This window comes from Acinetobacter bohemicus ANC 3994 (genome assembly GCF_000367925.1).
Taxonomy (GTDB): Bacteria; Pseudomonadota; Gammaproteobacteria; order Pseudomonadales; family Moraxellaceae; genus Acinetobacter; species Acinetobacter bohemicus.
The window spans coordinates 724,231-738,663 of the sequence record NZ_KB849164.1; the positions used below are offsets into that span (position 1 = coordinate 724,231).

Below are 14,433 nucleotides of genomic sequence, written 5' to 3' on the forward strand. Positions count from 1 at the left end.
ACTTGATAAAGCCATATGGACTTTATCGTTATCGACTATTGAGCATCACGGGTTTGATGCGCTGCATAAGCAATCGTTGTTATCATCAAAGCTGAATTTTTGATTCATTGAGAAGAATAAATGTACGAAGAACATTAAGGCTTTAAAAGCAGCATTAAGTTTTGCTTTATAATAGAGACAGATTATCCTAAGGGAAGAAATATGAATATACCCTTGATATTGAATGTTATCGCATTTTTTGTCTTATTACTTTTATTAACCCAAACACGAAAAACAGATTGGAGCTTAGCGAAAAAAGTTTTAGTCGGTTTATGTTTAGGTGTCGCTTTTGGTTTGGTTTTGCACCTGATTTATGGTGAAAACGCTGCTGTATTGAAAGACACCACTCAATGGTTTAATTTGATTGGTAATGGTTATGTAAAACTTTTACAAATGGTTGTTATGCCTTTGGTTTTTGTCTCTATCTTGGGCGCAGTCATTCGATTACATGATGCAGGATCATTGGGGAAAATTAGTTTCCTCAGCATTGGAACGCTATTGTTTACCACGGCAATAGCGGCTTCGGTGGGTATTTTAGTGACACACTTATTTGGATTGAGTGCGCTTGGCTTAGTTCAAGGCACGGCTGAAACAGAACGACTTAATACGATTCAAACGGACTATGCTGATAAAGTATCTGATCTCAATATACCGGATTTATTTTTATCGTTTATTCCGAGTAATCCATTTGCAGAACTGACAGGTGCTCATCCGACCTCAATTATTAGTGTGGTTATTTTTGCAGTGCTTTTAGGCATGGCGGGTTTAAACCTAATTAAAACCGATCCTGAAAAAGGTCAAAAAGTGCTGGCTGCGATACAGGTTCTACAAGCTTGGGTCATGAAGTTGGTGCGTTTAATTATGACTTTGACACCTTATGGTGTTTTTGCATTGATGGCAAAAGTCGTTGTTAGTTCTAAAATGGCAGATATTCTCAATTTAGGTGGTTTCTTAGTAGCATCCTATGTTGGTTTAGCCATTATGTTTGCTGTACATGCGGTCATTCTATTGATCACAGGTGTGAATCCGATTCAGTTCTTTAAAAAGGTTTGGCCAGTACTGAGCTTTGCATTTACCAGTCGTTCAAGTGCTGCGAGTATTCCTTTAAATATTGAAGCCCAAACTAGACGTTTAGGTGTGCCAGAGTCGATTGCGAGTTTTTCAGCATCTTTTGGAACAACGATTGGGCAAAATGGTTGTGCAGGCTTATATCCAGCCATGTTGGCGGTGATGGTTGCCCCAACGGTCGGCATTAATCCTTTTGATCCTATCTGGATGATTACCTTAGTTTGTGTGGTGACTTTAAGTTCGGTTGGCGTGGCAGGTGTTGGTGGTGGTGCAACATTTGCGGCACTGATTGTATTGCCTATGCTTGGTTTGCCAGTCACATTGGTGGCATTGCTGATTTCAATTGAACCGTTAATTGATATGGGCCGTACGGCATTGAATGTGGATGGATCAATGACTGCGGGTATGGTCACGAGTCAGTTGTTAGGTCAAACCAATAAATCGATATTTGAACAAGATGCAGCCGATTTAAAAGAAATTTAAACCATCAGTTTTGATGAGCGTGTCCATATGATGCGTTTATGTAAAGCCAATAGATTACTATTGGCTTTTTTTTATTCAAAATAATCTGTATCAATTATTTTTTAAAATCTGTCGCTATTTTGAGGTGATGAGTTGCGTAAAATGATGAAAAAATACAGTAAGGTCAATGAATATGAAAATGTATCAGGTCGATGCTTTTACCAATGCGTTATTTAAAGGCAATCCAGCCGCAGTGATTGTGACCGAACAATGGTTGGATGAAGCATTGATGCAAAATTTGGCTTTGGAAAATAATTTGTCTGAAACGGCATTTGTAAAAGTCATTGACGCAGAAAATTATGAAATTCGTTGGTTTACCCCAACAACAGAAGTCGATTTTTGTGGACATGCGACTTTGGCCAGTAGCTTTGTGCTGTTTAAAGATTTTACCTCGGCTAAAGTAATTCAATTTCATGTGAAAAATTTGGGTGTTTTTGTGGTCAGCCAAGAGGCAGATGGCAAAATCAAAATGAATTTTCCAATTCGCCGTGCAGAGAAAATTACAGACTACCCTGAAATACTAAGCCAAGCTTTAAGCAAGCCATTTAAAAATGTGTATTTGAATAGCCAAGCCTATATTGTGGAATATGAGAATTCACAAGATGTCATAGATGAAACGCCAAATTTAGAACTGTTAAAACAACTGGGGAAAATTCGAACGGCAATTACAGCACAAGGAACATGGGTTGATTTGGCTTTAACGGCGCAAGCTGAGCAATATGATTGTATTTCGCGTTATTTTGCCCCAGCCAACGGTATTAATGAAGATCCAGTCACCGGTTCAATTCATACCGCGATTGCGCCGCTTTGGGCTGAAAAACTAGGTAAGAATGAAGTCTTAGCGTATCAAGCCTCACAGCGTGGAGGTGAGTTGTATTGTGCTGTGCTTGAAAATGAACGGATTGAAATTTCAGGTTATGCAAAATTGTATATGCAGGCAGAATTATATTTGTAAAATACTAACTGATTTTACGCACGGCACTCATTAAAGGGCTGGTTGCACTGCCTTATATGTATTGCAAAGTTTAAATGACCTTTGTATAGGCATTATTTCTACTTGTATATTAACTTACATAGTGATTAGCTCTCACTATATGCAAATAGTAGAGTTTGGTTCTCTACTAAAACTTAAAGTTTGGTCAAAAGATAAAACCTACTATTTGCCCTAACCACTTGCACAACTCTGGACGGTAACTAAGCACTTTGATGCTGTATTCACAAGAAAAGACGGTGGTTATGCTGAAAGAATAAGTGAATAAATAAAGCAGGTGAAAATTATGTTTTATCTTGGTATTGATGTTGCTAAAGCTAAAATTGATTGCTGTTTAATTTTAGAAAACTCTGAAAGTAAAAAGAAAACCAAAACTTTTTCGAATATGCCCAAAGGTTTTGAACAGCTTCAAACTTGGCTAAATCATCATGCTGCAAATTCTACGCAGACCATTATTTTAATGGAAGCCACTTCTATTTATCATGAACGCTTAGCTAAATATTTATTTGATGCAGGCTATCAAGTCTGTGTAACCAATCCCGCTAGAGCTCGATATTTTGCTCAGAGCATGTCTAAGCTGAATAAAACAGACAAGGCTGACAGTGAAGTTCTAGCTCGATTTGCGATGACTGCGGATCTGCATTTTTGGCAGCCTTTACCCGAACATATTCAATTACTGAATGCTTTGCTGGATAGAAGAGCTGTACTTTGTGAAGATTTACAACGTGAAAAAAATCGTTTGGAAAAAGCAGAGTCTACCTTCACGATAGAACCTGTACTTCAGTCTATCCATAAGAGTATTAAACAGTTAAACAAACACATTCAGGATATTGATCAGCAAATTGATGATCACATTGATCAAAATCCTGATTTAAAAAATGATAAAGAATTGCTCAGCAGTATTCCAGCCATTGCGGATCGCACCAGTTTATTAATGCTCAGTTTCTTGCGCAGCCATAATTTTGAAAGGGCTAGTCAAGCGGCTGCCTTTGTCGGCTTGGTCTCCATTCAAAGGCAATCGGGTAGCTCCATTCATGGCAGAAGCCGTTTATCCAAAGCTGGCTCTTCCAAAATACGTGCTGGTTTATATATGGCAGCCATTGTCGCAACTCGGCATAATCCCCACATTAAAGAGATGAATGAAAGGTTATTGGCCAATGGTAAAACCAAGATGATGGCGATTGGAGCTGCGATGAGGAAGTTAGTTCATCTTTGTTATGGTGTACTCAAACACCAACAGCCTTATCAAGAAAATTATTGCATCAATTCTCAATAATCCTCTTGATATCTGAGACGGTATCTTTTGAAAGGTCAGAAGTAGACAAAACCTTTTGTTGGTCTGAGCGAACATCCTTGTACGCCAGCCCAACGGGTAGCATCCATGCCACCTGTCCGCGGAATTAATTTTTTCTATAATTTAGTCTGGCAGATTTAAGCGGCTGCGTAACATCAGACACTAATCAAGATGAGCGACAAAGCCGTTGAAATAAACGGCTATTTTTTCAAAAAACTACTATTAAAAATAAGAATCATTTCCTAAGATGGCAGGGTTATAAAAATTCATATGACTGAATAAATTGGAATAATTATGTTAATGCGGTTTAAACAACTTACCATCTCCTTATTTTTAGTAGGCTTGAGTGCCACAGCTTGGTCCCAACCGATTTTGGTTAAATCTCAACAGAAGATTGAGGAATATAAATTAGAGAATGGTTTTCGTGTGATCCTTGCGCAAAATGATAAAGAAAATAAAGTATTTATGAATACGGTTTATTTAACTGGTTCATTGAATGATCCGCAGGGTAAAGGTGGTTTAGCACATTTATTGGAACATTTAGCGTTTAAAGGGACACAGAATATTAAAGGCGAAGAATTTCAACGCCGTCTTGATCAATACACCTTAATGACGAATGCCAGTACGGACTATTATTCGACCAAATATACCAATGTCATTCGTCCAGAACAGAATGTGATTAATGAAGTGATTCATCTTGAAGCTGAACGGATGGATAAATTGGTTCTACAAGAAAAATTTGTCCCTTCAGAAATTTCGATTGTGAAACGTGAACGTGAAGTTCGTATGGATCAACCTTTTTCTGTAATGATGGATCAAATGTGGAAGTCGGCTTATGGCAATCAATATTTAGGGCGCTTACCGATTGGTGATTTAAACGAATTACAATCCATTAAAATGGATGAGCTGAATAAGTTTTATCGCACATGGTATGCACCTAACAACGCCGTCATGGTGATTTCAGGTAAATTTGATAAGGCTGAAGTTTTAAAGCAGATTGATCAAAGGTTTAGTCCAATTGCAGCACGTCATGTTCCAGCACAGACGAAAGTTCCGGTGCTTGATTCGTCTAAAATGAAACAGCGCAATTTTCTGGTGCAAAAGGGTAGCGATCTAGCGAAATTCAATGTTTATTTGAATGGTAAAAATGAAAAGATCAAACCTGAACTTGTTTTAGTGCCTTATTTATATAGCATGCAGCCGAGTGGACATCTTTACCAAAGTATGGTGGAAACGGGTTTAAGTACAGCAGTTCAATCAACGACATGGTTGGATCAAGACTTTAATTTAGTTTTTATAGGTGCAATTTATGCACCTAATCATGATGCCAAGAAAGTTGAATCTGCGCTCATTTCTGGGGTAGAAAAGAATCAACCCTTCAACGAAACTGAACTTAATCGGGTAAAAAATCTAATTCAAAATCAGTCAGAGAGTGTATTAAGCAATGCCGCAGCATTGGGTGGACGTTTGAGTGATTATTATGTGTCTTATCAGGGTGATTGGTCGCAGTATTTTACCGATTTGGACAATATAAAAAAACTTAAACTGACCGATGTGAATCAAACCTTAACCCAGTTTTTAGTCCCACAACATCGTATTTCTGGTGATATTCAACCGACACCTGAAGAGCAGAAAAAAGCATTAAAGCAAAAGCAAGCATCTGAACCGGCTAAAACTTTAACGCAAACCGATATTCAAGCAGAACCTTTGAAAGATAGTCGTGTCTATCAGCAGGAGGTTGCAGAATACGTTAAGGCTTCTAAGCAGTCCTTAGTCAATACTGAAAAGAAAATTCAACGTGGCACATTGAAGAATGGTATTCAATATGCTTTATATCCGACATCGACACGTGATGATAAAACCTACGCCACAATTTCGATTGATTTTGGCACTGAAAAATCATTGTTTAATCAAGGTGAAGTTTTAGATTTGATGGCGTATTTATTATTACGTGGTTCAGATCAATATAGCTTGCAAGATATTGCCGATAAATCAATTGAAGCGGGTGGTGGTGCAACTGCAAATGCAGCAGGCAATAGTATTACCATTCAAATTGTTGCGAAAAAAGAAAAGTTTGCAGATTATTTCAAATTTATGTTAGAGGTTTTGAAAAAGCCGAAGTTTGAACAATCCCAATTTGATTTGATTAAATCGCAAAGTTTATCTGCGCTAGACCGACCTTATACCGAACCAGAAACCGTGGCTGCGCTGACCATGACACGTTTGTTAGAGACTTATCAACCGGGGGATTTGCGTTACCATTTTGAACCTGAGGTCTCTAAGCAACAGATTAAGGCTGCGACAGTTGAGCAAGTGAAGACCTTGTATCAAAATTTCTTTGTCAGTAATCATGCGCAAATTGCAATTACTGGTGATTACCAAGCCAAAGCGATGCTTAAAATATTGCAAAAGGAGTTTGGGGGTTGGAAAGCAAAATTGCCATATCAACGACTCAGTTCCGATTATCAAGCTTATCCTGCACAGAAAGTTCATACGTTATCTGAACAACGTGAATTTGGTAATTATCAATCTATTTTGACCTTTCCTGTCGGTGCGGATCATCCTGATACGCCTGCCTTAATGGTATTTAGTTATATTTTGGGCGACTCACAACTTTCTTCGCGCCTCGCACAAGAGCTGCGTGAAAAAAATGCCTTGGTTTATGGTTTTGGCAGTGGTTTAAACTTGGATGAGTGGTTAGATTCAGGTGCTTTAACCATTGAAGCCAATTACACCGCAGGTAAGTCGGCACAAGTTTCACAGGGTGTGCATAAAGTTTTAAATGATTTGCTCAGCAAAGGTGTAACCGAGCAAGAGTTGGAAGCTGCCAAAGCCAATATCTTGAAAAAACGGGTTACCGCTTTAGAAGATGAACGCAATATTCATCGCATGCTAACACCACAACTTGAACATCATCGAGATCTATTGTTCCGTGAAAAACGTGATCAAGCGTTGGCAAAATTGACTAAAGCCGATGTCGATACTGTTATTAAGAAATATATTAAGCTGGATCAATTCGTTGAAGTCATGGCTGACCAATATGGCAAAGCAGAAAAGTAATTTTATCTTTCCTTTGTGTTAAGACCAGCAAACTTAAAAAAGTGCGTGGTCTTCATCCTTCTAAACCTCGCTTGATTAAAGGGAGGTTTTTTTATAAATGATAGAACTGTTTGGCATTGTGATGAAAGACTTGTTGCAATGCATTGGGATCATAGGCGATGACGGCATCACTAAAAGCATCAATAATATTGACCAATGATGTACTCACCCGATCCATCGGAAAATTAGAAGCAAACATAACGCGATAAGTACCAAAGCTTTTTAGCATATGGGTAATGAGTGGCATGGCTAAATCATAAACTTCTTGTTTGCTGGCTACGCGACCTTGCTTATGAAATTGATGACCTAATACAGGCATAAATAAACCTGACATTTTGGTATAGACATTTGGACATAAGGCTAGCTCAGCCATGTCTTCCTGCCAACGAAATAAAATATTTTCACGGGCAATTTTGGTCAGTCCCGTAAGTGTACCGACTTGACCAAAAAGCCCTGCAGGTGTGCCAAAGTGATCCAGCACAATGGATGTTTCAGGAAATTGTTTGGCTAACGCAATTACATCATTTAATTGGGTGGAATAGACCCAAGCATCAAATGTTAAGTTGAGGTGTGCTAAGGCTTCGAAACCTTTTAGAAATTTTTTATTACGATATAAGTGCGGTTCATCTGCCCAAGCATGAATGTTTTTATCTTCATGCACTGCGGCCATTTTACGAATGCCTTTAAAGCGTGGCGAAGCTTTACGGTGTAACTGCAAGATCTTTTTAAAATTACTGTCTCGTGGGTCTGCTGTTGCGACAATGCCACCTAGTTTGACTGTTTCTTGGTTAAAGGGTAAAGACTCAATAAAATGGGTTTCATCGACAACGCCTTTGCCTTTGTTTTTATGCCAACGGGCTTCAACATGCACGACTTGTTCGACCAAGTAATGTCCAATATCTTGCATATAATTTTCAGGTAAATAAGGCGCAGTAATATGATTGGTTAACCCAAGCGTTTCGATCAGCTCATCGGATTTAACCAGACGTACAAGCTTATCTAGTAAGTAGGGATGCTTAGCCAATAATTTAACTGCCAAAGCAGCTGAATAGGGCATGTGAGAAGCATCCCATTGGTGAATATGCGCGTCAATAATTGCAAAATCTAGTTGTTGCATATTTATGCCTAATTCAGCGTATCCTTACTCTTTACCATACTGCAAAGTATGATTGCTTTGAATGACCTTTTATCCAAAAAATAGCGAGCTAAAAAAAGCCCTGACGGGCTTTTAATCATATGATCAATGTTTGTGATCATGGTCATGCTTATTGGCATGAAATTCTTCGTTATGACGGAAGCGAAGATAGTTTTCAAACTGTTCGCAATATTCATCATAGTTATCTTCAAGCATCATTTGAAACTGTTGCATGATGTAAGACATGACTTGATCTTTAGCATCACGCATTTCATTGCCATCTTTAAAGTTGTTGGCTGCGACCCACGTATTAAAACGAGCCGTACCAAATAACATTGCAGCACTGACTTGCCCACGTATTTCAGGTGGCTTTACTTGCGAACCTTTTTCAATGCGGCAAAAGTCATTGGCATGTTTAATAAATTCATCAGCACGTTCAAAAAAAGCAGCATTTAACGCTTCTTCTTCGGTTACATCTGTTGCTTCAATCTTTTGAACCATGAACTTTTCCTGCAAAAACGATCTAATGCCATATTATAGGCAAAGGCTTGCAGAAACTAAACCTTTGGCTTAATCTAAAAATAGCCTAAGTATAAAAATGGATAATGTAATGCAAGATGCTATTGCGGTACAAAGTTTAAAAAGTGACATCGCCTTATTGCGTCAAAATATTTGGCCGCCTGTAAATTTAGCCAATGTTGAAGGCTTGCCTATTTATTATGGTTCCAAGGTTGAAGTTGAAGAATATTATCGACAATGGACAGGACTCATTGAAAGGGCACAGGATTTATTCCAACCGTTTATGCAGGATGAGGTGGTAGATGCAATTCATTTACCCAGTCATTTGAACTTGCCTTTATTTTATTTTCATGTGGATCGGATTCGGATTAATAAAACCCGTGCCAAAGAGTCGAAGACTTTTCGTGGGATTGCCAGTTTGATGGATAAATGCGGACAATATGAAGTTGAACAGGTTCAGGCGATGCAAGCTTGGTTAGAAAGTGATGATACTGCTGCCTTAGTTGCACACCGTGAATTTATTGACCTGCGTACCTATGTATTTCAGCATGGGCAAAGTGACTATACACGGACTCGGTTTTATGTGAATGGTATTGTACTCAGTACAGAACCACACTTTGAATTGGTTGATGCACGTGATAAGCCGCGTAAACAGCGTAACGATAGTTATAGCGATCCATTGGCTGATAATCATACGTGGAAAATTTTCGGCAAATATCGCTAATTTATGGTGATATTTGATTTTCGTTTATGACCAAAAAGTATCTGTTTTGGAAAATGTGACTAAATGCTGCTCGATTTCTTGCAGTATGTATTTTTTTTCATTGGCAATCCAACCGAGTACAAACCACACTTTTTGTTTGCGCTGAACAATGTCTAGAAACATCGTTTCAGCCACAATTAAATCGTTATATTGTCCCAAACTTTCTTGTAGCGGTTTTAAGTCCTTGAGATACTTTTTAACGGCTTTATTTTGATAGAGCGAAGCAATAAATTCGACACAATAACGTAAACGTTTGACTCGTTTACGGGTGCGATGTCGTGACGGAATATCCAGCTCTAGAAATTGGTCGGCGTCCTTGCCAATTTGCTGATGCAATTTCTGGAGTTTTTTGGCGATATCTTTTTTTAAGACCGTCTTTTTTTGCTTTTTGGTGGGTTGATGCACGAATCGCAGTAACGCTAACATTAACTGAACCGTATCTAAAGCACGTAAAGCTGCATCAATCGGAACATTATTTTCCTCTGTAGCGGGAGGAAGCTGAGTGAAAGGCGCGCCTGCTTGTTGTAGCTGTGGGATGAGGCCTTCATTTAAGGCATCACGGTCTCGCGTTGAACCCAGTTGACGAAACAGTGTCGCAAGTTGTTGTTGCCAGTTTGGGTCAACATCATTGGACCAATCGCCAAAAATGCGTAAAGCACTTCTTAGGCGGCGAATCGCGACACGCGTTTGGTGCACATGTTCATGCGTATAGTGTTCAGAGGCAATGGCTGTGGCATTTGGCAATAGGTGTTGTAAGCTATTATTTACAATTTGTTTTAATGCTGCATCGGTAGAGCCTTGTCGATTAAGTTGCAGTGGAGCTGCAAATTGTACAGTTGTAGTCTTTAGGTTTTGGCTTAGACAATCACCACGCTGTGCTTTACTTCTTACATCTAACCATAAATCATATTGTTTAACCCACGGTTGGATAAATTGAATAAAGTTGGTTATAGCCCCTTTTTTAAGTTCAAATTCAAGCTCATAAATGGCTAATTTTTGCTTGTCGTGACGAATTTCACCCCGATCCAAACTGACTTCAATTTCTGCATGATTATAATGCACCACATAAACGAGGCGATTTACATCGGTCTCAAATTGCATGCTTAAATTTTTAGCCTGTTTGCCTAAAGCATGCTCTAGCACTTTTTTTGCTTGTGGATGTGATTGATAAATTTCGAGATTTAAAGCGGGATGTTCTAGTGGTCCTAAATCAATTTCTAATTCAAAGCGTTCTAAATGATGCTCACTCGACGCCTTTAAGGTTTGTATCCAGTGTGTGTCTTCAAGGCGTTGTCGCAATGAAATATGCTGTTGGGCTAAATGCCGTTCGGGCGTATCGTAGTATTGTACAAATAGTGAGCGGGGCTGCGCATTTTTAGCCAAAAACAGTTGGTAGAGTTTTTTTTGATGTTGCGCGGGAATCTGAAATTTTAATTCAACTTCTAGCATATCAAAACTCCTGACATTTTATTATTCATGTCGTTCTATTTTAATTGTAAGTCAGGCCGAAAAAAATAGTAGTAGTGTTATGCTGAAAAGTAGATCAAGCATATCGTCCAAAATATCGAGATTTATTCGAATAGAGAACCATATGCTTTAATTTTAGGCTTTGGATCGTTTATTTAATAAATTTCCGGCTGACGAGGAACTGTTCGGTCGCTTCAAGTAAATGCTGCGCATAAACCTCTTGTTTCGCGGTGAGCCAACCCAAAACAAACCAGTCACTGGCTTCAAGTTCCGTTTGTTGAATATAAGCTGCGGAAGAAGCCAGAATTTGATATTCACTGGCTGCAAGCTGAGCGTCATTTAAAGCTTTGCTATATTTTTGCAAATTTTTAACATCATAAATCGAGGTTAAAATAGGGAAGCTAAATTTTAACTCATGAATTTTAGTGGATAATTTATCGAGGCTTTCAAAGTCAGCAATATCGGCACTGGCCAAACTGTCTTGTAATTGCTTGTATTGATTTTGCAATGTGTTTTGAGCAAACCATTTTAAATCGTGGGCTTGGGGTTTTTCCTCATGCTCTAAACTAAACATCAAGAGTTCCAAATAGTGATGTACGTTTTGCGTTGAGCGAACTAAATTGGACAACTTTTCTTTGGCATACAAAATATCTTTGGTCAGATTGGATGCGGTATTGGGATTTTGTAAGAAAGCTCCCAAAGTAGTTTGCATGTGTTCCAAATGCTGTAAATGATCAAACTGCTGTTTAAATGCACCCAGTTGCATGGCCCATTTATCCGAAACGACTTCATTCCAATCTTTAAATAAAGATAGCGTTAAATTCAAATGATCTAAGGCAATTTGGGCTTGTTGAACATGTTCTTTTTCCGCCACGACAGCTGCAATGGCCGCAATATTTGGCAGTAAATGTTGTAATTGTTGAGCAATCAGTAGTCGTAAGTTTTTGTTGGCAGCGTCTTTTTTACTTAACGTAAATTCTTTTGCTGATTTTGCCGGACTGACTTTTTGATGTTTAGCTAAAAGATGGCCTACTTCAGCTTTACTACGAACATCTAACCAAAGTTGGTATTTTTTTACCCATTCAAAACTAAAGGCTAAAAGGGCTTGGATGGAGCCTGCTTTAAGCTCAAATTCAACTTCATGAACTTCCCGTTGTGCTGTTTCAGTACGGACTTCACCGACATCTAAACTGACCTCAATATCAGTTTCTTCAAATTGAAGAACGCGAAAAGTGCGCTGAATATCTGTCTCAAATTGTAATTTAAGTTGCGCTTGTGAGTTGCCCAAAGCATTGCTAAGGATTTGCTGTGCTTCAGCATCATTATTATAAATAGTTAAATCAAGCTCTGGTGCTTGCTCTTGTTCACCAAGGTCGTAATTGTGCTCAAAGCGGTGTAAATGGCTTTTTCCCGCAGCCTTTAAGGTCTGAATCCAACGTGTACCTTCTAATCGTTGTCTTAAGGCAACACCATGTTGTGAAAGCAAGCATTCTTCAGTGTCATAATATTTTGCTTTAAGTTGAATAATTTCTGATTTTTTAGGATCTAATGCTTTGAGTAAAGCATTACGTCGTGCTTCAGGAATTTGAAATTTTAATTCAACTTCGACCATGATCTTTCATCCTAATTTTTTGACGCTATGTTAGACATAAAAAGCGTCATCTTTACGGTAGAAATGCGTTATGAAAAAATGATTCTTAATAGCGCTTGAATTGTATTCTTTCTTTTAAGCCTTCAATTGTAGCGAAAATGATTTTTCATGTAAGACTTGACGACGCAATTCTTCTGTCATTGCATTTGAAATGAACAAAAAGTTATCGCGAGGAACACTTTTGTTTGTATGTGAAATACGCTAACGTAAAGAAAAATAAACAGGATGATAAAAATGAATGCACCCGTAGAGCTTAAATTGGAACTTAATTCGCAACCAGAATTTCAACTGCCGATTCAAAATTATCATGAATTTTATCGCTTTTATTTAACCGAGCATCGAAATATCATCAGTCGCCGTTTACACGTATTTGGCAGTAGTGTCGGTATATATTTCTTTGGCAAAGCGATTCGTCAAAGAAAGCCAAAATATTTTATCTATGGGCTGTTATCCTGCTATGCTTGTGCATGGGTCGGACATTTCGTTTTTGAGAAAAACAAACCGGCTAGTTTTAAACAACCGATCTACAGTTTTATTTCGGATTGGCGTATGTTTTCCGATGTATTACGAGGAAATTTAAGTTTAAAAGACCGCTCATTGGATAAAATTTCAAGCTAATGAGAGAACTAAAGCATGATTTAGCCATCATAATAATGCTGGTATGAAAAACAGGTCGCACTTTGATCAAAAATTTAAACTGCTTAGGGCTTGCAAAAATAGAATGAATATTCTATTAATAGTTATATGTTGAATTGTTGATCTTTTAGATTAAACAAAAATACAAATTTAAAGCTTTCCAAGCCTAGAGCGACCTTTCTCTGGGCTTTTTTTATGCATGAATTTATAGCGAAAATTTACAGTATTTTATCATTGGAAAAATACATTTTTATTGGATTAATGGATTGAATTGAAATAGGTTCTAGCTAAAATAGTTGACTCTCTAATTCTTTATCCGCTTCCCCAAGCGCGTTTTATGACAAAGCATTAGAAAGTCAATTCGTTGTTTTGTTCCAAGTTACTATTTTTTTGTTTATGGTTATTCTGTAGTTGTATTAAATCGTTTAATTTGCATTCGATCTATCCCTGAAAATAGGTATTTCCCGCTCAATAATGGGAAATGTGAGATTAATTACAATTTGCTAAGTTTTTCATCCGTCTATGGTTAGCAATCAATTACTATTTGCCTGAAATGCACTGAATCTGGTTAATCTTGTGCATATAATAGGGCAGTTTTAATTTTGGCAGTTTTTTATGCGCGGTTTATATCTTATTACCAATGATGATCCTTTAGAAGTTTTACTTGCAAAGTTGGAAGGTGCTTTTGCAAATGGTGGCATAGCCGTATTGCAATATCGCCGTAAGAAAGTCACACAAGAAGATCAAATTTACGAAGTGGAATATATGAAAGCCTTGTGTGCTGAATATGCTGTTCCTTTTGTGATTAATGATGATCTAGAAATGGCAGTTAAATATGGTGTAGGTGTACATTTGGGGCAAGATGATGGCTCAATTGCCGATGCTGCCGCACAATTACCTCAAGGTGTACTTATTGGTTGTAGTTGTAATAATTCACTCGAACTGGCTGAACAAGCCATTGCAGAAGGTGCAAATTATGTGGCATTTGGTGCAATTTATGCCACTGATACTAAACCTGAAGCAGGCAATATTGGTCTGGAAACATTAAAGCAAGCAAAAGCCAAGTTGAATGTACCGATTTGTGCCATTGGTGGTTTAACGGTTGAAAATTCCGATGTTGTGATTACAGCAGGCGCAGACTTATGCGCGGTGATCAGTGATATTTTAGGTCGTCCAATGAATCATATTCCTGAACGTTTAGATGAGTGGTCTGAACTTTTTAGTGCGACGGTTTAAGCAGTTTTTTTAT

The 14,433-nt window shown here is 38.1% G+C and carries 11 protein-coding genes; 7 read left to right on the forward strand and 4 right to left on the reverse strand.

Annotated features, from left to right (window positions below; all coding sequences use genetic code 11):
* Window positions 1-201: 201 nt before the first annotated feature.
* From F994_RS03375 to F994_RS03390, 4 genes are all read left to right on the forward strand, one after another.
* Entirely contained in the window at window positions 202-1,590 is a 1,389-nt protein-coding gene (locus F994_RS03375) for an L-cystine transporter (RefSeq protein WP_004648671.1), read from the forward strand.
* Between the two features lie 172 nt (window positions 1,591-1,762).
* Window positions 1,763-2,584, forward strand: a complete 822-nt coding sequence (locus F994_RS03380; protein ID WP_004648672.1) for a PhzF family phenazine biosynthesis protein — start codon at window positions 1,763-1,765, stop codon at window positions 2,582-2,584.
* A 322-nt stretch (window positions 2,585-2,906) separates the two neighbouring features.
* Entirely contained in the window at window positions 2,907-3,896 is a 990-nt protein-coding gene (locus F994_RS03385; protein WP_004648673.1) for an IS110 family RNA-guided transposase, read from the forward strand.
* Between the two features lie 312 nt (window positions 3,897-4,208).
* Window positions 4,209-6,974, forward strand: a complete 2,766-nt coding sequence (locus F994_RS03390; RefSeq protein ID WP_004648674.1) for a M16 family metallopeptidase — start codon at window positions 4,209-4,211, stop codon at window positions 6,972-6,974.
* 91 nt (window positions 6,975-7,065) lie between these two features.
* Here the strand turns inward: F994_RS03390 and F994_RS03395 are convergent, their stop codons facing one another.
* Complete coding sequence (locus F994_RS03395) at window positions 7,066-8,130, reverse strand: amidohydrolase family protein (RefSeq protein ID WP_004648675.1); 1,065 nt, start codon at window positions 8,128-8,130, stop codon at window positions 7,066-7,068.
* A gap of 123 nt (window positions 8,131-8,253) precedes the next feature.
* Complete coding sequence (locus tag F994_RS03400) at window positions 8,254-8,649, reverse strand: DUF3144 domain-containing protein (protein ID WP_004648676.1); 396 nt, start codon at window positions 8,647-8,649, stop codon at window positions 8,254-8,256.
* A 109-nt stretch (window positions 8,650-8,758) separates the two neighbouring features.
* Between F994_RS03400 and F994_RS03405 the strand changes: the two genes are divergently transcribed.
* On the forward strand, window positions 8,759-9,391 hold the full coding sequence (locus tag F994_RS03405; RefSeq protein WP_004648678.1) for a hypothetical protein: 633 nt from the start codon (window positions 8,759-8,761) through the stop codon (window positions 9,389-9,391).
* Between the two features lie 24 nt (window positions 9,392-9,415).
* Here F994_RS03405 and F994_RS03410 read toward each other — a convergent pair whose 3' ends face one another.
* On the reverse strand, window positions 9,416-10,879 hold the full coding sequence (locus F994_RS03410; RefSeq protein ID WP_004648679.1) for a CYTH and CHAD domain-containing protein: 1,464 nt from the start codon (window positions 10,877-10,879) through the stop codon (window positions 9,416-9,418).
* 169 nt (window positions 10,880-11,048) lie between these two features.
* The gene (locus F994_RS03415; protein ID WP_004648681.1) at window positions 11,049-12,509 is read right to left on the reverse strand and encodes a CYTH domain-containing protein; all 1,461 of its coding nucleotides are present in this window, start codon (window positions 12,507-12,509) and stop codon (window positions 11,049-11,051) included.
* A gap of 273 nt (window positions 12,510-12,782) precedes the next feature.
* On the opposite strand from F994_RS03415, the gene F994_RS03420 reads away from it, so the two are divergent.
* Together F994_RS03420 and thiE are read left to right on the forward strand one after the other, a co-directional pair.
* Window positions 12,783-13,166 (forward strand): Mpo1-like protein, encoded by a 384-nt coding sequence (locus F994_RS03420; RefSeq protein ID WP_004648682.1) that lies wholly within the window; start codon window positions 12,783-12,785, stop codon window positions 13,164-13,166.
* A 633-nt stretch (window positions 13,167-13,799) separates the two neighbouring features.
* The gene (gene thiE, locus F994_RS03425; protein ID WP_004648683.1) at window positions 13,800-14,420 is read left to right on the forward strand and encodes a thiamine phosphate synthase; all 621 of its coding nucleotides are present in this window, start codon (window positions 13,800-13,802) and stop codon (window positions 14,418-14,420) included.
* The last annotated feature ends 13 nt before the right edge of the window (window positions 14,421-14,433 follow it).

Excerpts from the sequence above, each read along its gene's own strand:
- F994_RS03375 (WP_004648671.1), top strand. The coding sequence starts at position 202 with ATGAATATACCCTTGATATTGAATGTTATCGCATTTTTTGTCTTATTA.
- thiE (WP_004648683.1), top strand. The coding sequence starts at position 13,800 with ATGCGCGGTTTATATCTTATTACCAATGATGATCCTTTAGAAGTTTTA.
- F994_RS03420 (WP_004648682.1), top strand. The coding sequence starts at position 12,783 with ATGAATGCACCCGTAGAGCTTAAATTGGAACTTAATTCGCAACCAGAA.
- F994_RS03380 (WP_004648672.1), top strand. The coding sequence starts at position 1,763 with ATGAAAATGTATCAGGTCGATGCTTTTACCAATGCGTTATTTAAAGGC.
- F994_RS03400 (WP_004648676.1), bottom strand. The coding sequence starts at position 8,649 with ATGGTTCAAAAGATTGAAGCAACAGATGTAACCGAAGAAGAAGCGTTA.
- F994_RS03390 (WP_004648674.1), top strand. The coding sequence starts at position 4,209 with ATGTTAATGCGGTTTAAACAACTTACCATCTCCTTATTTTTAGTAGGC.
- F994_RS03395 (WP_004648675.1), bottom strand. The coding sequence starts at position 8,130 with ATGCAACAACTAGATTTTGCAATTATTGACGCGCATATTCACCAATGG.
- F994_RS03385 (WP_004648673.1), top strand. The coding sequence starts at position 2,907 with ATGTTTTATCTTGGTATTGATGTTGCTAAAGCTAAAATTGATTGCTGT.
- F994_RS03415 (WP_004648681.1), bottom strand. The coding sequence starts at position 12,509 with ATGGTCGAAGTTGAATTAAAATTTCAAATTCCTGAAGCACGACGTAAT.
- F994_RS03410 (WP_004648679.1), bottom strand. The coding sequence starts at position 10,879 with ATGCTAGAAGTTGAATTAAAATTTCAGATTCCCGCGCAACATCAAAAA.
- F994_RS03405 (WP_004648678.1), top strand. The coding sequence starts at position 8,759 with ATGCAAGATGCTATTGCGGTACAAAGTTTAAAAAGTGACATCGCCTTA.